Raw genomic sequence first — 17,378 nt, forward strand, 5'->3', positions numbered from 1 at the left:
GCATGAGCAACGCGAGCTATGTGCACGGCGCCTCGGCGCAGACATTGATCGGCGACACGATCGGCCGCTACTTCGACGCTGCCTGCGAGCGCCATGCCGAGCGAGATGCCCTGGTGGTGCGGCACCAGCAGCTGCGGCTCACCTACGGCCAGCTGCGCCAGCGCGTCGACGCGCTGGCCTGCGGCCTGATGCGCCTGGGCCTGAAGGCCGGCGAGCGCATCGGCATCTGGTCGCCCAACAACGCCGAGTGGACGCTGACTCAGTTCGCCACCGCCAAGCTCGGGCTGGTGCTGGTGAACATCAATCCGGCCTACCGGCGCAGCGAGCTGGAGTACGCCCTCACCAAGGTCGGCTGCCGCGCGCTGATCGCCGCGCCGGCCTTCAAGGGCAGCGACTACCTCGCGATGCTCGCCGACCTGGCACCCGAGCTCGCGCACTGCGCGCCGGGTCGGCTGCGCGCGAAGCGCCTGCCGGGCCTGGAGTTCGTCATCCGCCTCGGCACCGAATCGACACCGGGCATGCTGAACTTCGACACGCTGCTGCGCACGCCGCGCACCGACGACCTGGTCGACCTGGCCCGGCTCGGCGAGACACTGCAGTTCGACGACGCGGTCAACATCCAGTTCACCTCGGGCACTACCGGCAACCCGAAGGGCGCGACGCTGTCGCACCACAACATCCTGAACAACGGCCACTTCGTCGGCGAGGCGATCCGCCTCGTGCCCGGCGACCGGCTGTGCATCCCGGTGCCGCTGTACCACTGCTTCGGCATGGTGATGGGCAACCTCGGCGCGCTCACGCATGGCGCGACCATGGTCTACCCGGCCGAGGGCTTCGATGCCTCGGCCACGCTCGCCGCGGTGGCCGAGGAGCGCTGCACCGCGCTGTACGGCGTGCCGACGATGTTCATCGCGCAGCTCGACCACCCCGATTTCGCGCGCCACGACCTGAGCAGCCTGCGCACCGGCATCATGGCCGGCAGCCCCTGCCCGATCGAGGTGATGCGGCGCGTGGTCGACAAGATGCACATGGCCGAGGTGACCATCGCCTACGGCATGACCGAGACCTCGCCGGTCAGCTTCCAGAGCGCCACCGACGATCCGCTGGAGCGGCGCGTGTCCACCGTCGGCCGCATCCAGCCGCACTGCGAAGTCAAGCTCGTCGACGAGGCCGGCCGTGTCGTGCCGCGCGGCGAGCCCGGCGAGCTGTGCACGCGCGGCTACTCGGTGATGCTGGGCTACTGGGACGACGCGGCGAAGACCCGCGAGGCCATCGATGTGGCCGGCTGGATGCACACCGGCGACCTCGCCACGCTGGATGCCGAGGGCTACTGCAACATCGTCGGCCGACTGAAGGACATGGTGATCCGCGGCGGAGAGAACCTCTACCCGCGCGAGATCGAGGAGTTCCTCTACCGCCACCCCAAGGTGCAGGACGTGCAGGTGATCGGCGTGCCCGATCCGAAGTACGGCGAGGAGCTGTGCGCCTGCGTGATCGTGCGGGCCGGCGAGCAGCTCACCGCCGACGAACTGCGCGCCTTCTGCGACGGCCAGATCGCGCGGCACAAGGTGCCGCGGCACATCCACTTCGTCGAATCCTTCCCGATGACCGTGACCGGGAAGATCCAGAAGTTCAGGATGCGCGAGCAGATGAAGGACGTGCTGGGGCTGGTCGACGTGAAGACGGCCTGAAGGCCGGAGGCTCACACCGGCGTCGCGCTCGCCGACTTCACGCTCTCCATCACGAAGCTCGTCTTGCAGTCCTCCACGCTCGGGTGCTTCAGCAGCGTGTCCATGATGAAGCGGGAGTAGTGGCCCATGTCCTCGACCACCACGCACAGCTGGTAGTCGGTCTCGCCGGTCAGTGCCACGCACTCCACCACCTCGGGCCACACCTGCACCGAGGCCTTGAACAGGTCCATCGGGTTGCGCTTGTGCGTCTCGGTGTGCTTCTCGAGCCGCACGCTGATGAAGGCCGTGAGCCCCAGGCCCACGCGCGCAGGCGGCACCACCGCCGCATAGCCCGCGATCACGCCCGCTTCCTCCAGCCGCTTCACGCGCCGCAGCGCGGCCGAGGCCGACAGCTGCACCTCGGCGGCCAGCTGGTCGTAGGTGGCGCGGCCGTTCGCCTGCAGCACGCGCAGGATGCGTCGGTCGATCACGTCGAGCTCGATGGAGGCTTCCACGAGATTGATTGTGCAGGAATCATGCGTGATGTGGGTCATTTGCGCGTGATTTGCAGTAAACCTGCGCTGCATGCTCTATACAGTGGAGACAGTTCTTTCTCCACGCCAGCGAGGTCCGCGCATGCAATTCACCCCTTGGGACAACCCGATGGGCACCGACGGGTTCGAGTTCATCGAATACGCCGCGCCGGACCCCGCCGCGATGGGTGCGCTGTTCGAGCGCATGGGCTTTCGCGCCATCGCCAAGCACCGCCACAAGCAGGTCACGCTGTACCGGCAGGGCGAGATCAACTTCATCGTCAACGCCGAGCCCGACTCGTTCGCGCAGCGCTTCGCGCGCCTGCACGGCCCCAGCATCAGTGCCATCGCCTTCCGCGTGCGCGACGCCAAGGCCGCCAGCGAGCGGGCCGTCAAGCTCGGCGCCTGGGGCTATGCCGGCCACGCCGGCCCGGGCGAACTGAACATCCCCGCCCTCAAGGGCGTGGGTGACTCGCTGATCTACCTGGTCGACCGCTGGCGCGGCAAGAACGGCGCCAAGGAGGGCGACATCGGCAACATCGGCTTCTTCGACGTCGATTTCGAGCCACTGCCCGGCGCGACGCTCACGCCGGCCGGCCATGGCCTGACCTACATCGACCACCTCACGCACAACGTGCACCGCGGCCGCATGGCCGAGTGGGCCGAGTTCTATGCGCGGCTGTTCAACTTCCGCGAGATCCGCTACTTCGACATCGAGGGCCAGGTCACCGGCGTCAAGAGCAAGGCCATGACCAGTCCCTGCGGCAAGATCCGCATCCCGATCAACGAAGAGGGCAACGAGACTCCGGGGCAGATCCAGGAGTACCTGGACCGCTACCACGGCGAGGGCATCCAGCACGTCGCGCTCGGCTCGGGCGACCTGCCGGCCACCGTCGACGCGCTGCGCGCCCAGGGCGTGAAGCTGCTCGACACGCCCGACACCTACTACGAGCTGGTCGACCGGCGCATCCCCGGCCACGGCGAGGACCTCGCCGCACTGCGTTCGCGCAGGATCCTGGTCGACGGCAAGGCCGGCGAGCTGCTGCTGCAGATCTTCAGCGAGAACCAGCTCGGACCGATCTTCTTCGAGTTCATCCAGCGCAAGGGCGACCAGGGCTTCGGCGAAGGCAACTTCAAGGCGCTGTTCGAGAGCATCGAGCTCGACCAGATGCGCCGCGGCGTGCTGGCCGGCGAAGCCGCGACGCAGGGCGCCTGACGCGCCACGCGGCTCCCGCTCGGCAGAGAATCCGCACCGCCATGAAGAACGATTTCCATGACGGCGTGAACAAGGGCGTGGCGCCGGTCACCTACGGCCAGGGCGACCGGCCGCCGCGCGGCGACTACTCGCGCGCGCGGGCCGACTACAGCTGCGAGCAGGACATGGCCCGCTACACCGAGGCCGACCACGAGACCTACCGCCGTCTCTACGCACGCCAACTGCGGCAGCTGCCGGGCCTGGCCTGCCAGGAGTTCATCGATGCGGTCGAGCAGCTCGGCGCTCCCGATCGCATTCCGCGATTCACCGACATCTCGGCGCGGCTGTCGAAGGCCACCGGCTGGCAGGTCGTCGGCGTGCCCGGCCTGATCCCGGAGGAGGCCTTCTTCGCGCTGCTCGCCGAACGGAAGTTCCCGGTCACCGACTGGATCCGCACCCCCGAGGAGTTCGACTACGTCGTCGAGCCCGATGTCTTCCACGACCTGTTCGGCCACGTGCCCCTGCTGTTCAACCCGGTGTTCGCCGACTACATGCAGGCCTATGGCGCCGGCGGGCTCAAGGCCAGCCGGCTCGACGCCTGCGAGTTGCTGGCGCGCCTGTACTGGTACACGGTGGAGTTCGGGCTGATCGACACACCGCAGGGCCTGCGCGCCTACGGTGCCGGCATCCTGTCGAGCGCCGGCGAGCTGCGCCACGCCGTCACCTCCCCCGAGCCGCAGCGCATCGCCTTCGACCTGCAGCGGCTGATGCGCACCCTCTACAAGATCGACAGCTACCAGGCCGGCTACTTCGTGATCGACAGCTTCCGGCAGCTGTTCGACGCCACAGCGCCGGACTTCACGCCGGTCTACGCCGCCGTGCGCCGGCAACCGCTGGTCGAAGCCGGTGTCGTGCTGGACGGCGAGCGCTGCTTCACGCCCGCCGGCTGAAGCCGTCACGTCCCTGGGGCTCCCCCAACAGGGGCCCCCGCGAGAGCGATGTGTGACGGGGTGAGCACGCCGAGACTCGTCGGCAGTGAACGCCACTGCCACGCTGCCCTCGATGTCGCCCCAGTTGTCCACCCGCTGTGCATTGGCCTTGCTGGGGGCGATGCTGTTCGCGAGCCTGATGGGCCTGCTCGCCTGGGGACCGATCGGCTATCCGGTGGCGGTCGACCGCCATGCCGACCCGCGCGCCGTCCTCGGTCTGGCCCAGGGCTGGAACGTGCTGTCGCTGCTGCCCTTGCTGGGGGGCAGTGCGGCGGGCGTGGTCGGCCTGCAGCGCCGCCGCGTCGGCGGCCCGCGTCGCCTGGCATGGCGCCTGTTCTTCGGCGCGGCCATGCTGGCCACCGCAGTCGGCGGATTCGGCCATCTGGCACGCAACGAGTCGGGCTTGCTGCTGGCGCAGGTCGTCACCGCCAGCGTCTGCGCCCTGCTGTCGCTGATCTACCTGGCCGAACGGTTGGGACCTCGCTGGGTCGCCCCTGGGCTGCTGGCGGCGGCCGTCGCCAGCGGGCCGCTCGGTGGCTTGGCCTGCGCAGCCAGCGCGGCCTGGCTCGGCGGGCCCGATCTGCGCTGGCTGCTGTGGCTCGAGTTCCTGCCGGTATTGCTGGCGCCGCTCGGTGTGTGGGGGCTGCGCAGCGATGGCCTGCGCCCACGCGACTGGACCGTGGCGCTGCTGTGGTTCGCGACGGCGAGGGTCGTCGACGGCGCCGATGGCTGGGTGTGGCAGGCCAGCGGCGGTGCGATCGGCGGTCATGCCGTGCACCACCTGCTGCTGGCGGGCTGCGTCGGCTGGCTGGCCTGGCGCGTGCTGCGTCAGCGCGACGATGCGCCCTCGGCTTCGCCCGACGAGATCGCCTCGGCACTGGCGGCAAGCCAGCGCGCCGCCTCGCTCACCACCTCCGGGTGAAACACCATCGCCACGTGCGCCGTCGCGGGCAGGTGGCGGTTGTCGGCGCCCGGCAGCGTGGCGGCGCAGGCCGGGAAGACGATGTTGTCGGCGTGGCCGTAGAAGCAGGTGAAGCGGCCGGTGTGCAGCGCCGGCTCGCGTGCCGCCAGCCCGGTGATCCACTCGCTGGCCTGGCGCATGTGGCGGGAGTTGGTCGTGCGGCTCAGGCGCGCCAGCCAGGTGCCGCGGTGCGGCGAACCGATCGTGATCACGTGCTGCACGCGGGCGGCCGCGCCGGGTGTCGCCGCGAGCCAGGCGCGCGCCACCAGGCCGCCCATGCTGTGGCACACCAGCAGCGGCGGCAGGCCGGTCGTCTGCTCGAGTTTCGCCACCGCCGTCTCGAGCTGCGGCACGTAGATGTCCAGGTCGCTGAACACCGGTTCCAGGTCGACGGCCACGTACGGGCGCTGCTCGGCCGTGCAGCGCGCGAGCCACGGCCCCCACAGGCCGCGATTGCAGACGTAGCCATGCACGAACACCACCCCGCGCACGCCGGGCCGACCCGGCACGTCGGGGTAGCGCGTGGCGTGGAAGGGCTGGCGCCACACGAACACCTGCCACGCCACCACGCACTCGCCCAGCCAGGCCCGCAGCAACTGCAGCGGGCCGGCACGCGGCGCCTCGTCGCGGCCGTGCAGGCAGGCCAACAGCACGAACTCGACCGCGAGGATGAAGACGTAGCCGAAGGCGAGCACCAGGGCGCCGGCGACGGCCAGCACCGGCCGTCCCGCCGACGTCCACGCCACCAGCCAGCCCAGGGCGGCCAGCGTCACTGCCAGGATCACGAAGCGCTGCAAGCGCGCGAGCATGGGCAGGTGGGTCCTAGGCCAGCGAGACCGTGCGGCCCGTCAGGCGCTGCGCCAGCCCGCTGGCCAGCCGGTTGACGATGCCGTAGATCGACAGCTGCGGGTTCGCGCCCACGCTGGTGGGGAACAGCGAGCCGTCGTGCACCGACAGGTTCTCGAGCTGCCAGTGCTGGCCATTCGGCTGCACCACGCCCAGCTTCGCCTCGCCGGCGAAGCCGCAGCCGCCCATGACGTGCGCGCTGAACACGCGCGTGAGCTGCGGCTTCATCGGCAGGGCCGCGATCTCGCGCTTCGCCTCGTCCCAGCTGCGGTAGCTGCGCGCCAGCTCGTGGGTCGGGATCACCTCGCGCGCACCGGCTGCGAACTGCAGCTCGGCCATGCTCAGGAAGGCCCGGCGCGCACCGTTCATCACGAACTCGGTCAGCGGATAGTCGAGCAGCGGCGTGCGGTCGTCGCGCAGTCGCACGCGCCCGCCGGGCGACTGCGGGTGGAAGCCGTCGCGCAGCAGCGCGAGCAGCGCATGCGTGTGCGGGAACTGCTTGAGCTGGCGCGTCTGCTCGAGTCCGAAGCCGGCCATCGTCGTCGCGAACACGGTCGGGTGGATCGGCGGCGCCTCGAGCTTGTAGCCGATCGGGCCGTCGATCGGATCGACGCCGAGGAAATGATCGCTGTAGATCGTCTGCGGCGCCCCGGCCCAGCCCTCGACGCGCTGGTCGAAGACCGCGGCCGACACCACCACCGGATGCAGGAAGCTGCGGTGCCCGAGGCGGTTGTGCGGGTCGGGCGCCTTCGATCGCTGCAGCAGCGCCGGCGAGTTGATCGCGCCGCCCGCCACCACGTAGTGCTTCGCGCTCACGCGCACGGTGCGGTCCGATGCGGCGCTGCCGTCGGCGGCGACCGGCACGCAGTCGAGCCAGCGTACTTTCGATCCGTCATGCTCGAAGGCCTGCGCGCGCGTCTCCACCAGCATCTGCGCGCCGCGCTCCAGCGCGGCCGGGATCGTGGTCACCAGCATCGACTGCTTGGCGTTCGTCGGGCAGCCGAGGCCGCAGGAGCCGAGGTTCCAGCAGCCCTTCACGTTGCGCTGGATCGTTGCGGCCCGGATGCCCAGCCGGTCGGCGCCGCGCTTGAGCAGTTCGTTGTTCTCGTTCGGCGGCGCCAGCCACGGACCGATGCCGAGGTGCCGTTCGGCCTGCGCGAACCACGGCGCCAGCGCCTCGGGCGTGCAGTCCTTCAGGCCGAAGTGCTGCTGCCAGTAGGCCAGCGTGTCGTCGGGCGTGCGGAAGGAGCTGGTCCAGTTGACCGTGGTCGATCCGCCGACGCAACGGCCCTGCAGGATGTTGATCGCCTTGTCGGCCGTCTTGCGCCCGGCGCTCTCCTGGTAGAGCTGCGGATAGGCCTCGCGTTCGAGCTGGTGGAAGTCGCTGCTGGTCTTCAGCGGGCCTTCCTCGATCAGCACCACGGCGAGGCCGGCCTGCGTCAGCAGCTCGGCCGTGATGCCGGCGCCAGCGCCGGTGCCGACGATCGCCACGTCGCAGCTGATCTCGGCCGGCAGCGGCCGCGCGCCAGCGTGGCGTCCGCCAAGAACCTTCCAGCCGCGGGCGAGCCCATCCTTGAAGGGGTCGGTGGTGGCCATGTCGGTCAGACCGTGCTCGGGCCCGGGTAGCCCATCAGCGGCCAGTGCTCCGTCTGCGCGAAGAAGGCCGCGTTGGTGAGATCGCGCAACGCGTGATAGGCCTGCTGGCGCAGCTCGTGGTCGGTGGTGCGCATGCGGCGCAGCGCGGCCTCGAGCTCGTTCACGCTCGCGTCGGGCCAGTCGCTGCGCAGGCCGGTCAACCATTGCCGCGTGGCCGACACCGACAGCACGCCGAGCAGCTGCGCGATCTCGCCCTGGGTGGCGGCGGGGAAGCCGGCGATCGTCTCGTCGAGCCGCTGCAGGTGGCGTTCCAGCACCGCGTCGAGCTCCGCCGGCTCGGTGGGCAGGCTGCCCTCGAGCACGACACGCGCCACGGCGCGAAACACCGCGCGGCCCGACGGCGTGAGCCGGCCGCCGCGCACGCCGGGCCGCCACAGCCATGCAGCGCTGCCGGCCACGGCGAACAGCGCCGTGGCCCCGGCGCCGAGCTGCAGCAGGCGCCGACGCGACAGCCCCGCGCTCATGACGCCGGCGCGCACCGGGCGCCGAAAGGACGAGGGAACTTGCTGACGGTCATCGACGCGGAGTGTTGCATCATTCGCGCGCCGGCCCGTCGAGGTGGGCCTCTATTCGCGATCCCGGAAAACCCCCGACCCGCATGACCGCTCCCCCGCGAGCCGCCGCTGCCGACGCCCCTGCCATCCTGCGCAGCCTCGCCGCCGTCGAGCAGGAGCGAGCGCGCCGCCAGGCCGTGCCCGGGCTGGGTGAGAAGGTGCAGGCGGTCAAGGCCTACCAGCAGTCGCGCTTCGAGCACACCCACGCCGAGCTGCTGGCGAGCCCGCGCTATGTCGCGGCCGCGCGCTTCTTCCTCGACGAGCTGTATGGGCCCAGCGACTTCAGTCGGCGCGACGCCCAGTTCGCCCGCATCGTGCCGGCGCTGGTCCGGCTGTTCCCGCAGGAGATCGTCGAGACCGTCGCCACGCTGGGCGAGCTGCATGCGCTGTCCGAATCGCTCGACAGCGCGATGGCCGAGGCGCTGCCGTCGCCGGCCATCGACGCAAGTGGCTACGCGCAGGCCTGGCAGGCCACCGGCCGCCGCGTCGACCGCGAGCAGCAGATCGACCTGATGCTCGCGGTCGGTCGCTCGCTCGACCGCTACACGCGCAAGCCGATGCTCTCGACGAGTCTGCGCATGATGCGCGGCCCCGCGCGCGCCGCCGGCCTGAGCGAACTGCAGGCCTTTCTCGAGCGCGGTCTCGACACCTTCAAGACGATGCGCGGTGCGACCGAATTCCTCGCGGGAATCGAGGCGCGCGAGCGCGCGCTGCTCGCGCAGCTCTTCACGGCCGAACCGCAGGCCGCCGCCGGCTCAGGGCAACTCCCGTAGCCGCAGCGCGCCGAGGCTCGAAGAATCGGGCCTCACTCGGAGGAGCTCGCGCATGGACATGCCGGCCAAGAAGCCCTGGCTCGCCCACTACCCCCCCTCGGTGGCGGCCACGGTCGATGCCGGTTCCGATGCCTCGTTGTCGGCGCTGCTCGACCAGGCCTTCCGGCAGCATGCCGCGCGACCCGCGGCCGTGCTGATGGGGCGCGAACTCAGGTTCCGCGAGATCGACGAACTCGCCGATGCCCTCGGTGCGTGGCTGCAGGCCAAGGGCGTCGTGAAGGGCACGCGCGTCGCGCTGATGATGCCCAACCTGCTGCAGTACCTGGTGGCGCTCGCGGCGGTGCTGCGCATCGGCGGCGTCGTGGTCAACGTCAACCCGCTCTACACCGCGCGCGAACTGCAGTTCCAGCTCAAGGACTCCGGGGCCGAGGTGATCGTGGTCCTCGAGAACTTCGCCGCGACGCTCGAGGAGGTGATCGACCGCACCGCCGTCAAGCACGTGGTGCTGGTCTCGATGGGCGACCTGCTGGGTCTCTGGAAGGGCCAGCTGGTCAACTTCGTGGTGCGCAACGTCAAGAAGATGGTGCCGGCGTTCACGCTGCCGCTCACCGAGGGGCGCAGCGTCACGCGCTTCAACATGGCCATCGCCGAGGGCACGCGGCAGAAGCTCGTGCGCCCGCCGGTCGGCCCCGACGACGTCGCCTTCCTGCAGTACACCGGCGGCACGACCGGCGTGTCCAAGGGGGCCACGCTGTTGCACCGCAACGTGGTCGCCAACGTGCTGCAGACCGAGGCCTGGTTCCGGCCCATGCTCGACAAGGTCGGCGCCCAGCAGATCGTCTGCGTCTGCGCGCTGCCGCTGTATCACATCTATGCGCTGATGCTGTGCTTCGTGATGGGCGCGCGCCTGGGCATGAAGAACCTGCTGATCCCGAACCCGCGCGACATCCCGGGCCTGGTCAAGACACTGACGAAGCACCGCGTCAACATGTTCCCGGCCGTCAACACGCTGTTCAACGCGCTGGCCAACAACGCCGAGTTCGCGCGGCTCGACTTCTCGGGCCTGGTGGCGTCCACCGGCGGCGGCATGGCCTGCCAGCAGGCGACCGCCGAGAAGTGGCTGCGCATCACCGGCTGCCCGATGGTCGAGGGCTACGGCCTGTCGGAGACCTCGCCGCTGGTCACCTGCAATCGGCTGGACCTGCGGCAGTTCAGCGGCAACGTCGGCCTGCCGATCCCGTCGACCGAGATCGCGATCCGCGACGACGACGGCCGCGACCTGCCGCTCGGCGAGGCCGGCGAAGTCTGCATCCGCGGGCCGCAGGTGATGGCCGGCTACTGGAACCGCCCCGACGAGACCGCCAAGGTCATGACGCCGGACGGCTACTTCAAGTCGGGCGACATCGGCGTGCTGGACGAGCGCGGCTACCTTCGCATCGTCGACCGCAAGAAGGACATGATCATCGTCTCCGGCTTCAACGTGTACCCCACCGAGATCGAGCAGGTGGTCAACCTGCATCCCGGCGTGCTCGAGTGCGCCGCGGTCGGCGTGCCGGACGAGAAGACCGGCGAGGCCGTCCGCTTGTTCGTCGTGCGCAAGGACCCGGCCCTGACCGAGCAGCAACTGGCCGACCACTGTCGGCAGAACTTCACCGCCTACAAGCGGCCGCGGCGTATCGAGTTCCGCGACGACCTGCCCAAGAGCAACGTCGGCAAGATCCTGCGACGCGAGTTGCGCGGGCCGGCCTGACGGCACGGCTCCGCGCCCCGCCGACCGACGGCGGGAACCCGAGGGCCGTTGGCGGAGTCTGTCGTGTTCGCCCCTCGTCGTCCGGCCTGCCGGTGACGCGGCCTGGTCCGTCCCTCGCCCGCGATGCCCGCTGCATGAACCGCCGACTCTGGGAAATCGATGCGCTGCGCGGCTTGATGCTGGTGCTGATGACCGTCACGCACCTGCCCACCCGCTATTCGGACCCGCTGGGCCAGCCGTTCGGCTACGTGTCGGCGGCCGAGGGCTTCGTGCTGCTGTCGGCCTTCATGGCCGGCATGGTCTACACCGCCCGCGAGCGGCGCGACGGTGAGGCGGTGATGCGCGAGGCCTTCCTGAAGCGCGCGCTGAAGATCTACGGCTGCCAGGCCGCGCTGCTGCTGTTCCTGTTCACCGTCATCGCGCTGATCGGCGTGGCGACCCGGCAGGACGCCATCACCAACATGATCTCGTTCTACATCGAGCAGCCGCTGACGGCCTTCTTCAGCGGCCTGCTGCTGGTCTACAGCCCGCCGCTGCTGGACATCCTGCCGCTCTACATCGTGTTCATGCTGGTGAGCCCGGTGCTGCTGCTGCACGGCCTGCAGCACGGCTGGCTGGGCATCCTGGCGCTCAGCGTGCTGCTGTGGCTGCTGGCGCAGTTCGACCTGGGTCGGGCGGTCTACGACGGCGTGGTGGCGCTCACCGGCCTGCCGGTGCCGTTTCCGCAGACCGGCGCCTTCGAGATCTTCGGCTGGCAGTTCCTGTGGGTGATGGGGCTGTGGATGGGCTCGGTGCGTGCCGCGACGCGCGAGCCGGCGCCGGTGGTCTTTCCGCCGTGGCTGGTGCGTGCGGCCGTCGTGCTCGGCGTGACTGGCCTGGTGTGGCGGCACGCCGTCGGGCAGCTGCCGTTCCCGGGCCACGACGCGCTGAACCTGATGTTCGACAAGTGGCACCTGGGTCCGCTGCGCCTGATCAACTTCTTCGCGTTGCTGACGCTCACCATGCACTTCGGCCCGCGCATCGCGGCACGCCTGCCGCGCCTCACCGTGCTCGAGACCCTGGGCGCCGCCTCGCTGCCGGTGTTCTGCGCTCACCTGGTGCTGGCGCTGCTGCTGCTGGCGCTGGCCGGCGACGCCAGCCAGCAGCGCCCGCTCTGGCTGGACACGCTGATCCTGGCCGGCAGCTACGGCATCCTCTACGCGGTGGCGTGGATCAGCGGGCAGCTCGACCTGCGCACCGCCGCGATGCGCGAGCGCCTGAAGCGCCAGACCGCCCAGACGCTCAGCGCGGTGGCTCGGGCACGCGCAGGTGGTCGGCGATGACGGTGCGCCACAGCGCGTAGCCCTGCGCGTTCAGGTGCAGCGCGTCGGGCTGGAACAGTTCCGCGCGCGGGCGCCCCTGCTCGTCGAGCATCTTCGAGTAGATGTCGATGTAGTCGAGGTTGGGCGTGTGGCGGCTGTAGTCGGCCACCAGCGCATTGGTCTCGACCACCTGCGGCATCAGCGCGCTGCGCAAGGGGCTGGGCTTGATCGACAGGTAGGCGATGCGGGTGTCGGGCAGCGCTCGGCGCACGCCCTCGACGAAGGCGCTGAAGCTCGCCAGCACCTGCTGCGGCGTGCGGCCCTCGGCGAGGTCGTTGTCGCCGGCGTAGACGATCACCAGCCGCGGCTTGTAGGGCAGCACCAGCCGCTCCAGGTACTCCGCGCAGTCGAACATGCGCGAGCCGCCGAAGCCGCGCTTGACGATGCTCTCGCCGGCGAACTGCGCCTCCAGCCCCGACCACAGCCGGATCGACGAGCTGCCGACGAACAGCACCCCGCCGGGCTGCGGCGCCTGCGCCTGGTCGGCCAGCGCGAAGGCTTCCAGGCTTTCCTGCCAGCGCGCGTCGGCGTGAGGCGCGGCGGACGCGGTGCCGGCGCCGCCGTTCGAGCGCGCCTGCACCGCAGGCCGCGTCGTCTGCGCGTGCACCCCCAGCGCCCCGAGGCCGAGGCCGCACAGCGCCAGCAACCAGCGTGTCGATCGCTTCATCCTCTTCACTCCTTGCCTGCCGCGGCGAGCGCGGCGTCGCGAACCCGTGAACGACCCGGTGAGGTTCCGTCCCGGCGCGTCGGTTCCGTGTCGCGGCCCATTCTGCGCCGCAACGATGCAAGACCCCGCAAGACTCGCGACAGAACGTAGCGCGGGCAACTTGCCCTCGGCGGATCGCGCCGTGCTCTGCACACTCGCGGCTGCATCGAGACCACGAAATCGAAGAGGAAGAGGACGAGACATGATCGGAACCTGGAGCGCGCACGCCCCCACCTACCTGCTGTGGCTGTGCATCGTGACCACGCTGGTGTTCGCGCTGCCCATCACCTTCGCGCCGCTGGCCTGGGCGCGGCTGATGCGCTGGCGCCTGCCCGAGCACACCGACCTGGCGGTCTACTTCGGTCGCTGCCTCGGCTGCTTCATCCTGATCCTCGAGGCGATGATGCTGCGGGCCGCGCTGACCGGCGTGGCGCTGCAGCCGACCTTCGAGTTCCTGAGCGCGGTGTTCGCGCTGATGCTGGTGGTCCACATCGTCGGCGCGCTGCAGCGCATCCAGCCCTGGACCGAGACCGCCGAGATCGGCATGTACGGCGCCCTGCTGCTCGTGACGCTGGCGTTCTTCCCGGTCGCAGGCTGAGCGCGCGCGGGGCCGCCTCGGCGCTCAGGCGATCCAGCCGCGCTGCCAGGCCATGCGCGCGAGCTCGAAGTCGCTGGCGGTGCCGAGCTTGGACTTGATCTGGTAGTGCACGTTGTGCACCGTCTTCACGCTCAGGCTCAGCGACTGCGCGATCTCCTGCGGCGTGCGCCCGCCCACCAGCAGCCGCATCACCTCGAACTCGCGCGGCGACAGGCCGTGGGCCGCGCTGTCCTGCGGATCGAGCAGCGCGCTGGCCACCTCGCCCGAGACGTCCGGGCTCAGCACGCGGCGGCCCTGGTTCACCTCGCGCACCGCGCCCACCAGCTGCGACGGCGCGCTGCTCTTGGTCACGTAGCCCAGTGCGCCGGCCCGCAGCGCCTGCGCCACCCACACCGCGTCGCGGTGCATGCTGAAGGCGAGCATGCGGCAGGCTTCGTCGCGCTGGCGCAGGCGGGCGATCAGCTCCAGCCCGCCCATGCCCGGCAGGCCCAGGTCGATCACCACCACCGCCGGCCGCAGCGCGCGCCACTGGTTCAGCGCCTCGCCGCCGTCGCCCGCCTCGGCCACCACGACGATGTCGCTCTGCAGCTCCAGCAGGCGCTTGTAGCCCTCGCGCACGATCGCGTGGTCGTCGACCAGCATCACGCGGATCGTCATCGCGCGGCCTCTTCCAGCGGGGGCAAGGGCAGCGTCACCGCCAGCCGCATGCCGCCCGGCTGGCAGGGCGCCACGTCCAGCGTGCCGCCCAGCGCCGAGACCCGCTCGCTCATGCCCAGCAGGCCGTGGCCCGGCACCGGCACCGCCACGCCGACGTGGCTGCCGTTGTCGGTCACCTCGATGCTCACCTGCTGCTCGGTGCAGGCGAGCCGCACTCGTGCCTGCGCGGCGTCGCCGTGGCGCACCGCGTTCGTCAGCCCCTCCTGCACGATGCGGTAGACGTGCACCCGCATCGAGTCCGGGATGCGCTCGGTGTCGCCGTCGATCTCCAGCGTGGCATGCAGGTCGCCCTGTGCGGCCCGGCGCCGCGGCTGGGCCACCAGCGCCTGCAGCGCCTGTGCGAGCCCGAAGCGGTCGAGCGCGGGTGGCCGCAGGTCCGACAGCACGCGCTGCAGGCCTTCGAGCAGGTGCTCGGTGGTGCGTGACATCGCGTCGGCGCTCGGCTGCAGCTGCGGCAGCGACTGGCCGGCCAGCGTCGACACCACCTCGGCCTCGGCCCACAGCGCCGCGAGGCTCTGGCCCATCTCGTCGTGCAGTTCGCGCGCGAGGCGCCGCCGCTCTTCCTCGCGCACCTGCAGCAGTCGTTCGGTCAGCAGGCGCTGGCGCGCCGTGGTCGCGGCCCAGCGCGCGGCCAGCCGGTTGAAGCTGCCCGCGATGCTGCGCAGCTCGCTCAGCGCGAACGGCGGCAGCCGCACGCTCAGGTCACCGCCTTCCAGCCGGGCCAGCGCCGCCAGCACCTCGTTGGCCGGGCGCAGCGAGCGGTCCACCAGCAGGGCCACCGCCACCACCACCCCCACGAAGCCGAGCGCGAAGCCGCCCAGCACCAGCCAGCGCTCCCACAGCATCTGGCCCAGGCTGTCCCAGTTCGGCGTGACGACGATGGTCCCGGCGCGGATACCGGCCTGCAGCTGCAGCAGGCGCGTGGCCTGGGCGGTCCCGATCGCGCCGGTGCGCAGCCACGGCGCCAGCAGGCGCCCGGCCTCCGACACCGGCTCCTCGGACAGGCAGGACTGCGCCAGCAGCCGTTCGCGCATCAGGTGCTGGACCTCGACGCAGAACGAGATGCGCCGCCCCAGCCGGTCCAGCGGCGTCAGCGGCACTTCGATGTCGATGCGATCGAACGACGAGGTGCGTCGCGCCAGGTCGTCGTTCAGCAACTGCGCCACCAGCGACGCGGTGGCCGGCAGCTCGGCCGTCGCGGCCTGGCGCAGCACGCGCACCTCCCACGCGGCCAGCGACAACAGCACGGCCACGGCGATCAGCACGATGCGCCAGATCAGCGCGCGGCGCAGGTGCAGCACCGGCCGCGCGGCGGCAGCGGATCCGGTGCCCGGTGGGGCGAGCGGCGGCGCGGGAATGACGGAGTGGGGCGGCGGCATGGGCGGCAGGACGTGCCGCGCATCTTGCACCAAGCAGGCGGCCTGCCCGGGACGGTGCCGTCGCGGCAGGCAGTTTGCCCGCGAGCCGTCGGCCGCGCCACAAAAAAGGGGTGCCCCCCGGGCACCCCAAAAGCCGTCGGCTCAGCTCTCTAACAAAACGGATCGGGTCAGAAGTTGTGGTTGATGCCCACGTTCAGCAGCGTCGTCCTGGCGTCCTGCGCCGGCACGCCCGCGGCGACGATGGTGGTCTTGATGGTCGCGCCGGCCTTCGCGTCGACGTAGGCGCCCTGCACGTAGAGCAGCGTGCGCTTGGACAGCGAGTAGTCGTTGCTGATGACCAGGCTGCGTGCCGCGTCGCTGCGGTTGCGCTTGTCCTCGTTGTCGTAGTACGCCACCGTCAGCTTGTTCTTCGGGCTCCAGTCGTAGTCGACGCCGAAGCTCAGGCCGTCGACGTCGGACACCTCGGCGCCGCTCGGGTCGGCGTTCTTCACGTTCAGGTAGTTGGCCTTCAGCGTGAAGTCGCCGACCGGCACCGCGCCGCCGAAGCCGATGTGCTTGACCACCGGCTCGCCGGTCGTCCCGTCCTTCATGTTCTGGTACGAGAACGACAGCACCACCGGGCCGGTGTAGGTCACGCCGGCAGCGAGGACGCTGTTCTTCTTGAGGCTGCCCGCGGCCTCGCCCAGCGCATAGGCCAGGCCCACCTGCACCGGGCCGAAGGCGTTGCGGTACTGGATCGCGTTCTTCAGGAAGATGCCGACGTCGTTGTTCGCGTTGATGCCGGCCGGCGCCGGGCCGAGGGTGGCCGCGTACTGGTTGTAGGCGAACAGGTAGATGTTCGAGAACTGCTCCTTGAACGCGCGCGGCTCGGTCGCCAGGTGGGCCAGCAGCGCCGGGCCGTACTGGCGTCCGAACGCCACCTGGCCCCAGTCGCCCGACAGCCCGAGGTTGGCCTGGCGGCGGAACAGGATGGGGCCGGAGCCGGCCGCGTCGCCGGTGCCGTGGAACTCGCCGGTGTCGACGTCGAAGTGCGTCTCGAGGTTGAAGAAGACCTTCAGGCCGTTGCCCAGGTCTTCCTTGCCGCGAAAGCCCCACACGCTCTGGCGGTAGCCGCTGGTGGCCACCTGCGTCAGGCGGCCCGAGGTGCCGGACTTCGACTGCGTCAGCACGCCGATGTCGACGATGCCGTAGATCTGCACCGACGGCTCGTCGGCGGCGGCGGAGAGGCCGGCGCCCAGGCCGAGGGCCAGCGCGATGACCGTCGTGCGCAAGGGCAGGGCGGGAGCGGAAAGTCGGGTGTGCTTGGTGAACATGGTGGGTGTCTCCTCTGGGCTTGTTGGTATTCGATGCGCGGCCGCGTGGGCCCGTCGTGGACCGGGCGGCCGTTGTGTCTTTCGTCGGTGGGGTGTGCGTGCGTGGGGATCGAGGGCTGGCTCACCTCCCTCGTTCCGTGCCGGGGTGCGGCAGCGGCGCGCGCAGCAGGATCTCGCGCCCGACCCTCGTGATATCGGTATGGCCGGTGAAGGCCATGGTGATGTCGAGCTCGTTGCGGATGAGCTCCAGGGCGCGGGTGACACCGGCCTGGCCCATCGCGCCCAGCCCGTACAGGAAGGCCCGCCCGATCATCGTGCCGCGCGCCCCCAGGGCGACCGCCTTCAGCACGTCCTGCCCCGAGCGGATCCCCCCGTCC

General features: G+C 70.6%; 17 protein-coding genes. 8 read left to right on the top strand and 9 right to left on the bottom strand.

Annotated features, from left to right (window positions below; translation table 11 throughout):
- Window positions 1-2 precede the first annotated feature (2 nt).
- Window positions 3-1,691: an AMP-binding protein gene (locus ASC67_RS05385; RefSeq protein WP_056316138.1), complete on the top strand. Its 1,689-nt coding sequence runs from the start codon at window positions 3-5 to the stop codon at window positions 1,689-1,691.
- A gap of 11 nt (window positions 1,692-1,702) precedes the next feature.
- On the opposite strand, the gene ASC67_RS05390 is transcribed toward ASC67_RS05385, so the two are convergent.
- Window positions 1,703-2,224 (bottom strand): Lrp/AsnC family transcriptional regulator, encoded by a 522-nt coding sequence (locus ASC67_RS05390; RefSeq protein ID WP_056316141.1) that lies wholly within the window; start codon window positions 2,222-2,224, stop codon window positions 1,703-1,705.
- An 82-nt stretch (window positions 2,225-2,306) separates the two neighbouring features.
- Here ASC67_RS05390 and hppD point away from each other — a divergent pair, with 82 nt between their 5' ends.
- The 3 genes from hppD (at window position 2,307) to ASC67_RS05405 (ending at window position 5,309) form a co-directional block, all read left to right on the top strand.
- Window positions 2,307-3,419, top strand: a complete 1,113-nt coding sequence (hppD, locus tag ASC67_RS05395; protein ID WP_056316144.1) for a 4-hydroxyphenylpyruvate dioxygenase — start codon at window positions 2,307-2,309, stop codon at window positions 3,417-3,419.
- A 41-nt stretch (window positions 3,420-3,460) separates the two neighbouring features.
- On the top strand, window positions 3,461-4,348 hold the full coding sequence (gene phhA / locus ASC67_RS05400) for a phenylalanine 4-monooxygenase (protein ID WP_056316147.1): 888 nt from the start codon (window positions 3,461-3,463) through the stop codon (window positions 4,346-4,348).
- Window positions 4,349-4,433: 85 nt separating this feature from the next.
- Entirely contained in the window at window positions 4,434-5,309 is an 876-nt protein-coding gene (locus tag ASC67_RS05405) for a hypothetical protein (protein WP_156466668.1), read from the top strand.
- On the opposite strand, the gene ASC67_RS05410 is transcribed toward ASC67_RS05405, so the two are convergent.
- Genes ASC67_RS05410 through ASC67_RS05420 form a run of 3 tightly spaced genes read right to left on the bottom strand, consistent with a single transcriptional unit; the run spans window position 5,216 to window position 8,314 of the window.
- A complete protein-coding gene (locus ASC67_RS05410; protein WP_056316153.1) occupies window positions 5,216-6,157 on the bottom strand; it encodes an alpha/beta fold hydrolase in 942 nt (313 codons plus the stop codon). The genes ASC67_RS05405 and ASC67_RS05410 overlap by 94 nt on opposite strands.
- A 13-nt stretch (window positions 6,158-6,170) precedes the next feature.
- The gene (locus tag ASC67_RS05415) at window positions 6,171-7,790 is read right to left on the bottom strand and encodes a GMC family oxidoreductase (RefSeq protein WP_056316156.1); all 1,620 of its coding nucleotides are present in this window, start codon (window positions 7,788-7,790) and stop codon (window positions 6,171-6,173) included.
- 5 nt (window positions 7,791-7,795) lie between these two features.
- Window positions 7,796-8,314 (bottom strand): hypothetical protein, encoded by a 519-nt coding sequence (locus ASC67_RS05420; RefSeq protein ID WP_156466669.1) that lies wholly within the window; start codon window positions 8,312-8,314, stop codon window positions 7,796-7,798.
- A gap of 134 nt (window positions 8,315-8,448) precedes the next feature.
- Here ASC67_RS05420 and ASC67_RS05425 point away from each other — a divergent pair, with 134 nt between their 5' ends.
- The 3 genes from ASC67_RS05425 to opgC all read left to right on the top strand — a co-directional run bounded on the left by ASC67_RS05425 (window position 8,449) and on the right by opgC (window position 12,249).
- Window positions 8,449-9,177: an FFLEELY motif protein gene (locus ASC67_RS05425; protein WP_056316161.1), complete on the top strand. Its 729-nt coding sequence runs from the start codon at window positions 8,449-8,451 to the stop codon at window positions 9,175-9,177.
- Between the two features lie 52 nt (window positions 9,178-9,229).
- Window positions 9,230-10,927: a long-chain-fatty-acid--CoA ligase gene (locus ASC67_RS05430; protein WP_056316164.1), complete on the top strand. Its 1,698-nt coding sequence runs from the start codon at window positions 9,230-9,232 to the stop codon at window positions 10,925-10,927.
- A 134-nt stretch (window positions 10,928-11,061) separates the two neighbouring features.
- Window positions 11,062-12,249, top strand: coding sequence for an OpgC domain-containing protein (gene opgC / locus ASC67_RS05435; RefSeq protein WP_056316167.1), 1,188 nt, complete (start codon window positions 11,062-11,064; stop codon window positions 12,247-12,249).
- Here opgC and ASC67_RS05440 read toward each other — a convergent pair.
- On the bottom strand, window positions 12,209-12,955 hold the full coding sequence (locus tag ASC67_RS05440; RefSeq protein ID WP_056316170.1) for an SGNH/GDSL hydrolase family protein: 747 nt from the start codon (window positions 12,953-12,955) through the stop codon (window positions 12,209-12,211). The genes opgC and ASC67_RS05440 overlap by 41 nt on opposite strands.
- A 241-nt stretch (window positions 12,956-13,196) precedes the next feature.
- Between ASC67_RS05440 and ASC67_RS05445 the strand changes: the two genes are divergently transcribed.
- The gene (locus tag ASC67_RS05445) at window positions 13,197-13,592 is read left to right on the top strand and encodes a hypothetical protein (protein WP_056316175.1); all 396 of its coding nucleotides are present in this window, start codon (window positions 13,197-13,199) and stop codon (window positions 13,590-13,592) included.
- Between the two features lie 24 nt (window positions 13,593-13,616).
- On the opposite strand, the gene ASC67_RS05450 is transcribed toward ASC67_RS05445, so the two are convergent.
- The 4 genes from ASC67_RS05450 to ASC67_RS05465 form a co-directional block, all read right to left on the bottom strand.
- Complete coding sequence (locus ASC67_RS05450) at window positions 13,617-14,249, bottom strand: response regulator transcription factor (RefSeq protein WP_056316179.1); 633 nt, start codon at window positions 14,247-14,249, stop codon at window positions 13,617-13,619.
- Window positions 14,246-15,688, bottom strand: a complete 1,443-nt coding sequence (locus ASC67_RS05455; protein ID WP_156466670.1) for a HAMP domain-containing sensor histidine kinase — start codon at window positions 15,686-15,688, stop codon at window positions 14,246-14,248. The genes ASC67_RS05450 and ASC67_RS05455 overlap by 4 nt, the downstream gene beginning before the upstream one ends.
- A gap of 167 nt (window positions 15,689-15,855) precedes the next feature.
- Window positions 15,856-17,001 carry a porin gene (locus ASC67_RS05460; RefSeq protein WP_082535844.1) on the bottom strand — a complete coding sequence of 382 codons (1,146 nt, stop codon included), beginning with the start codon at window positions 16,999-17,001 and terminating at the stop codon, window positions 15,856-15,858.
- A 121-nt stretch (window positions 17,002-17,122) separates the two neighbouring features.
- A partial coding sequence (locus ASC67_RS05465) for an alpha-hydroxy-acid oxidizing protein (protein ID WP_162245605.1) occupies window positions 17,123-17,378 on the bottom strand: 256 nt, incomplete at its 5' end.

The sequence above is a fragment of the Methylibium sp. Root1272 genome (assembly GCF_001425905.1).
In the GTDB taxonomy this organism is placed as follows: Bacteria; Pseudomonadota; Gammaproteobacteria; order Burkholderiales; family Burkholderiaceae_C; genus Methylibium.

What these genes read in the sequence shown, in the direction of transcription:
- ASC67_RS05385 (WP_056316138.1), top strand. Translation starts at nt 3, where the DNA reads ATGAGCAACGCGAGCTATGTGCACGGCGCCTCGGCGCAGACATTGATC.
- ASC67_RS05390 (WP_056316141.1), bottom strand. Translation starts at nt 2,224, where the DNA reads ATGACCCACATCACGCATGATTCCTGCACAATCAATCTCGTGGAAGCC.
- hppD (WP_056316144.1), top strand. Translation starts at nt 2,307, where the DNA reads ATGCAATTCACCCCTTGGGACAACCCGATGGGCACCGACGGGTTCGAG.
- phhA (WP_056316147.1), top strand. Translation starts at nt 3,461, where the DNA reads ATGAAGAACGATTTCCATGACGGCGTGAACAAGGGCGTGGCGCCGGTC.
- ASC67_RS05410 (WP_056316153.1), bottom strand. Translation starts at nt 6,157, where the DNA reads ATGCTCGCGCGCTTGCAGCGCTTCGTGATCCTGGCAGTGACGCTGGCC.
- ASC67_RS05415 (WP_056316156.1), bottom strand. Translation starts at nt 7,790, where the DNA reads ATGGCCACCACCGACCCCTTCAAGGATGGGCTCGCCCGCGGCTGGAAG.
- ASC67_RS05420 (WP_156466669.1), bottom strand. Translation starts at nt 8,314, where the DNA reads ATGAGCGCGGGGCTGTCGCGTCGGCGCCTGCTGCAGCTCGGCGCCGGG.
- ASC67_RS05425 (WP_056316161.1), top strand. Translation starts at nt 8,449, where the DNA reads ATGACCGCTCCCCCGCGAGCCGCCGCTGCCGACGCCCCTGCCATCCTG.
- ASC67_RS05430 (WP_056316164.1), top strand. Translation starts at nt 9,230, where the DNA reads ATGGACATGCCGGCCAAGAAGCCCTGGCTCGCCCACTACCCCCCCTCG.
- opgC (WP_056316167.1), top strand. Translation starts at nt 11,062, where the DNA reads ATGAACCGCCGACTCTGGGAAATCGATGCGCTGCGCGGCTTGATGCTG.
- ASC67_RS05440 (WP_056316170.1), bottom strand. Translation starts at nt 12,955, where the DNA reads ATGAAGCGATCGACACGCTGGTTGCTGGCGCTGTGCGGCCTCGGCCTC.
- ASC67_RS05445 (WP_056316175.1), top strand. Translation starts at nt 13,197, where the DNA reads ATGATCGGAACCTGGAGCGCGCACGCCCCCACCTACCTGCTGTGGCTG.
- ASC67_RS05450 (WP_056316179.1), bottom strand. Translation starts at nt 14,249, where the DNA reads ATGACGATCCGCGTGATGCTGGTCGACGACCACGCGATCGTGCGCGAG.
- ASC67_RS05455 (WP_156466670.1), bottom strand. Translation starts at nt 15,688, where the DNA reads ATGCCGCCGCCCCACTCCGTCATTCCCGCGCCGCCGCTCGCCCCACCG.
- ASC67_RS05460 (WP_082535844.1), bottom strand. Translation starts at nt 17,001, where the DNA reads ATGTTCACCAAGCACACCCGACTTTCCGCTCCCGCCCTGCCCTTGCGC.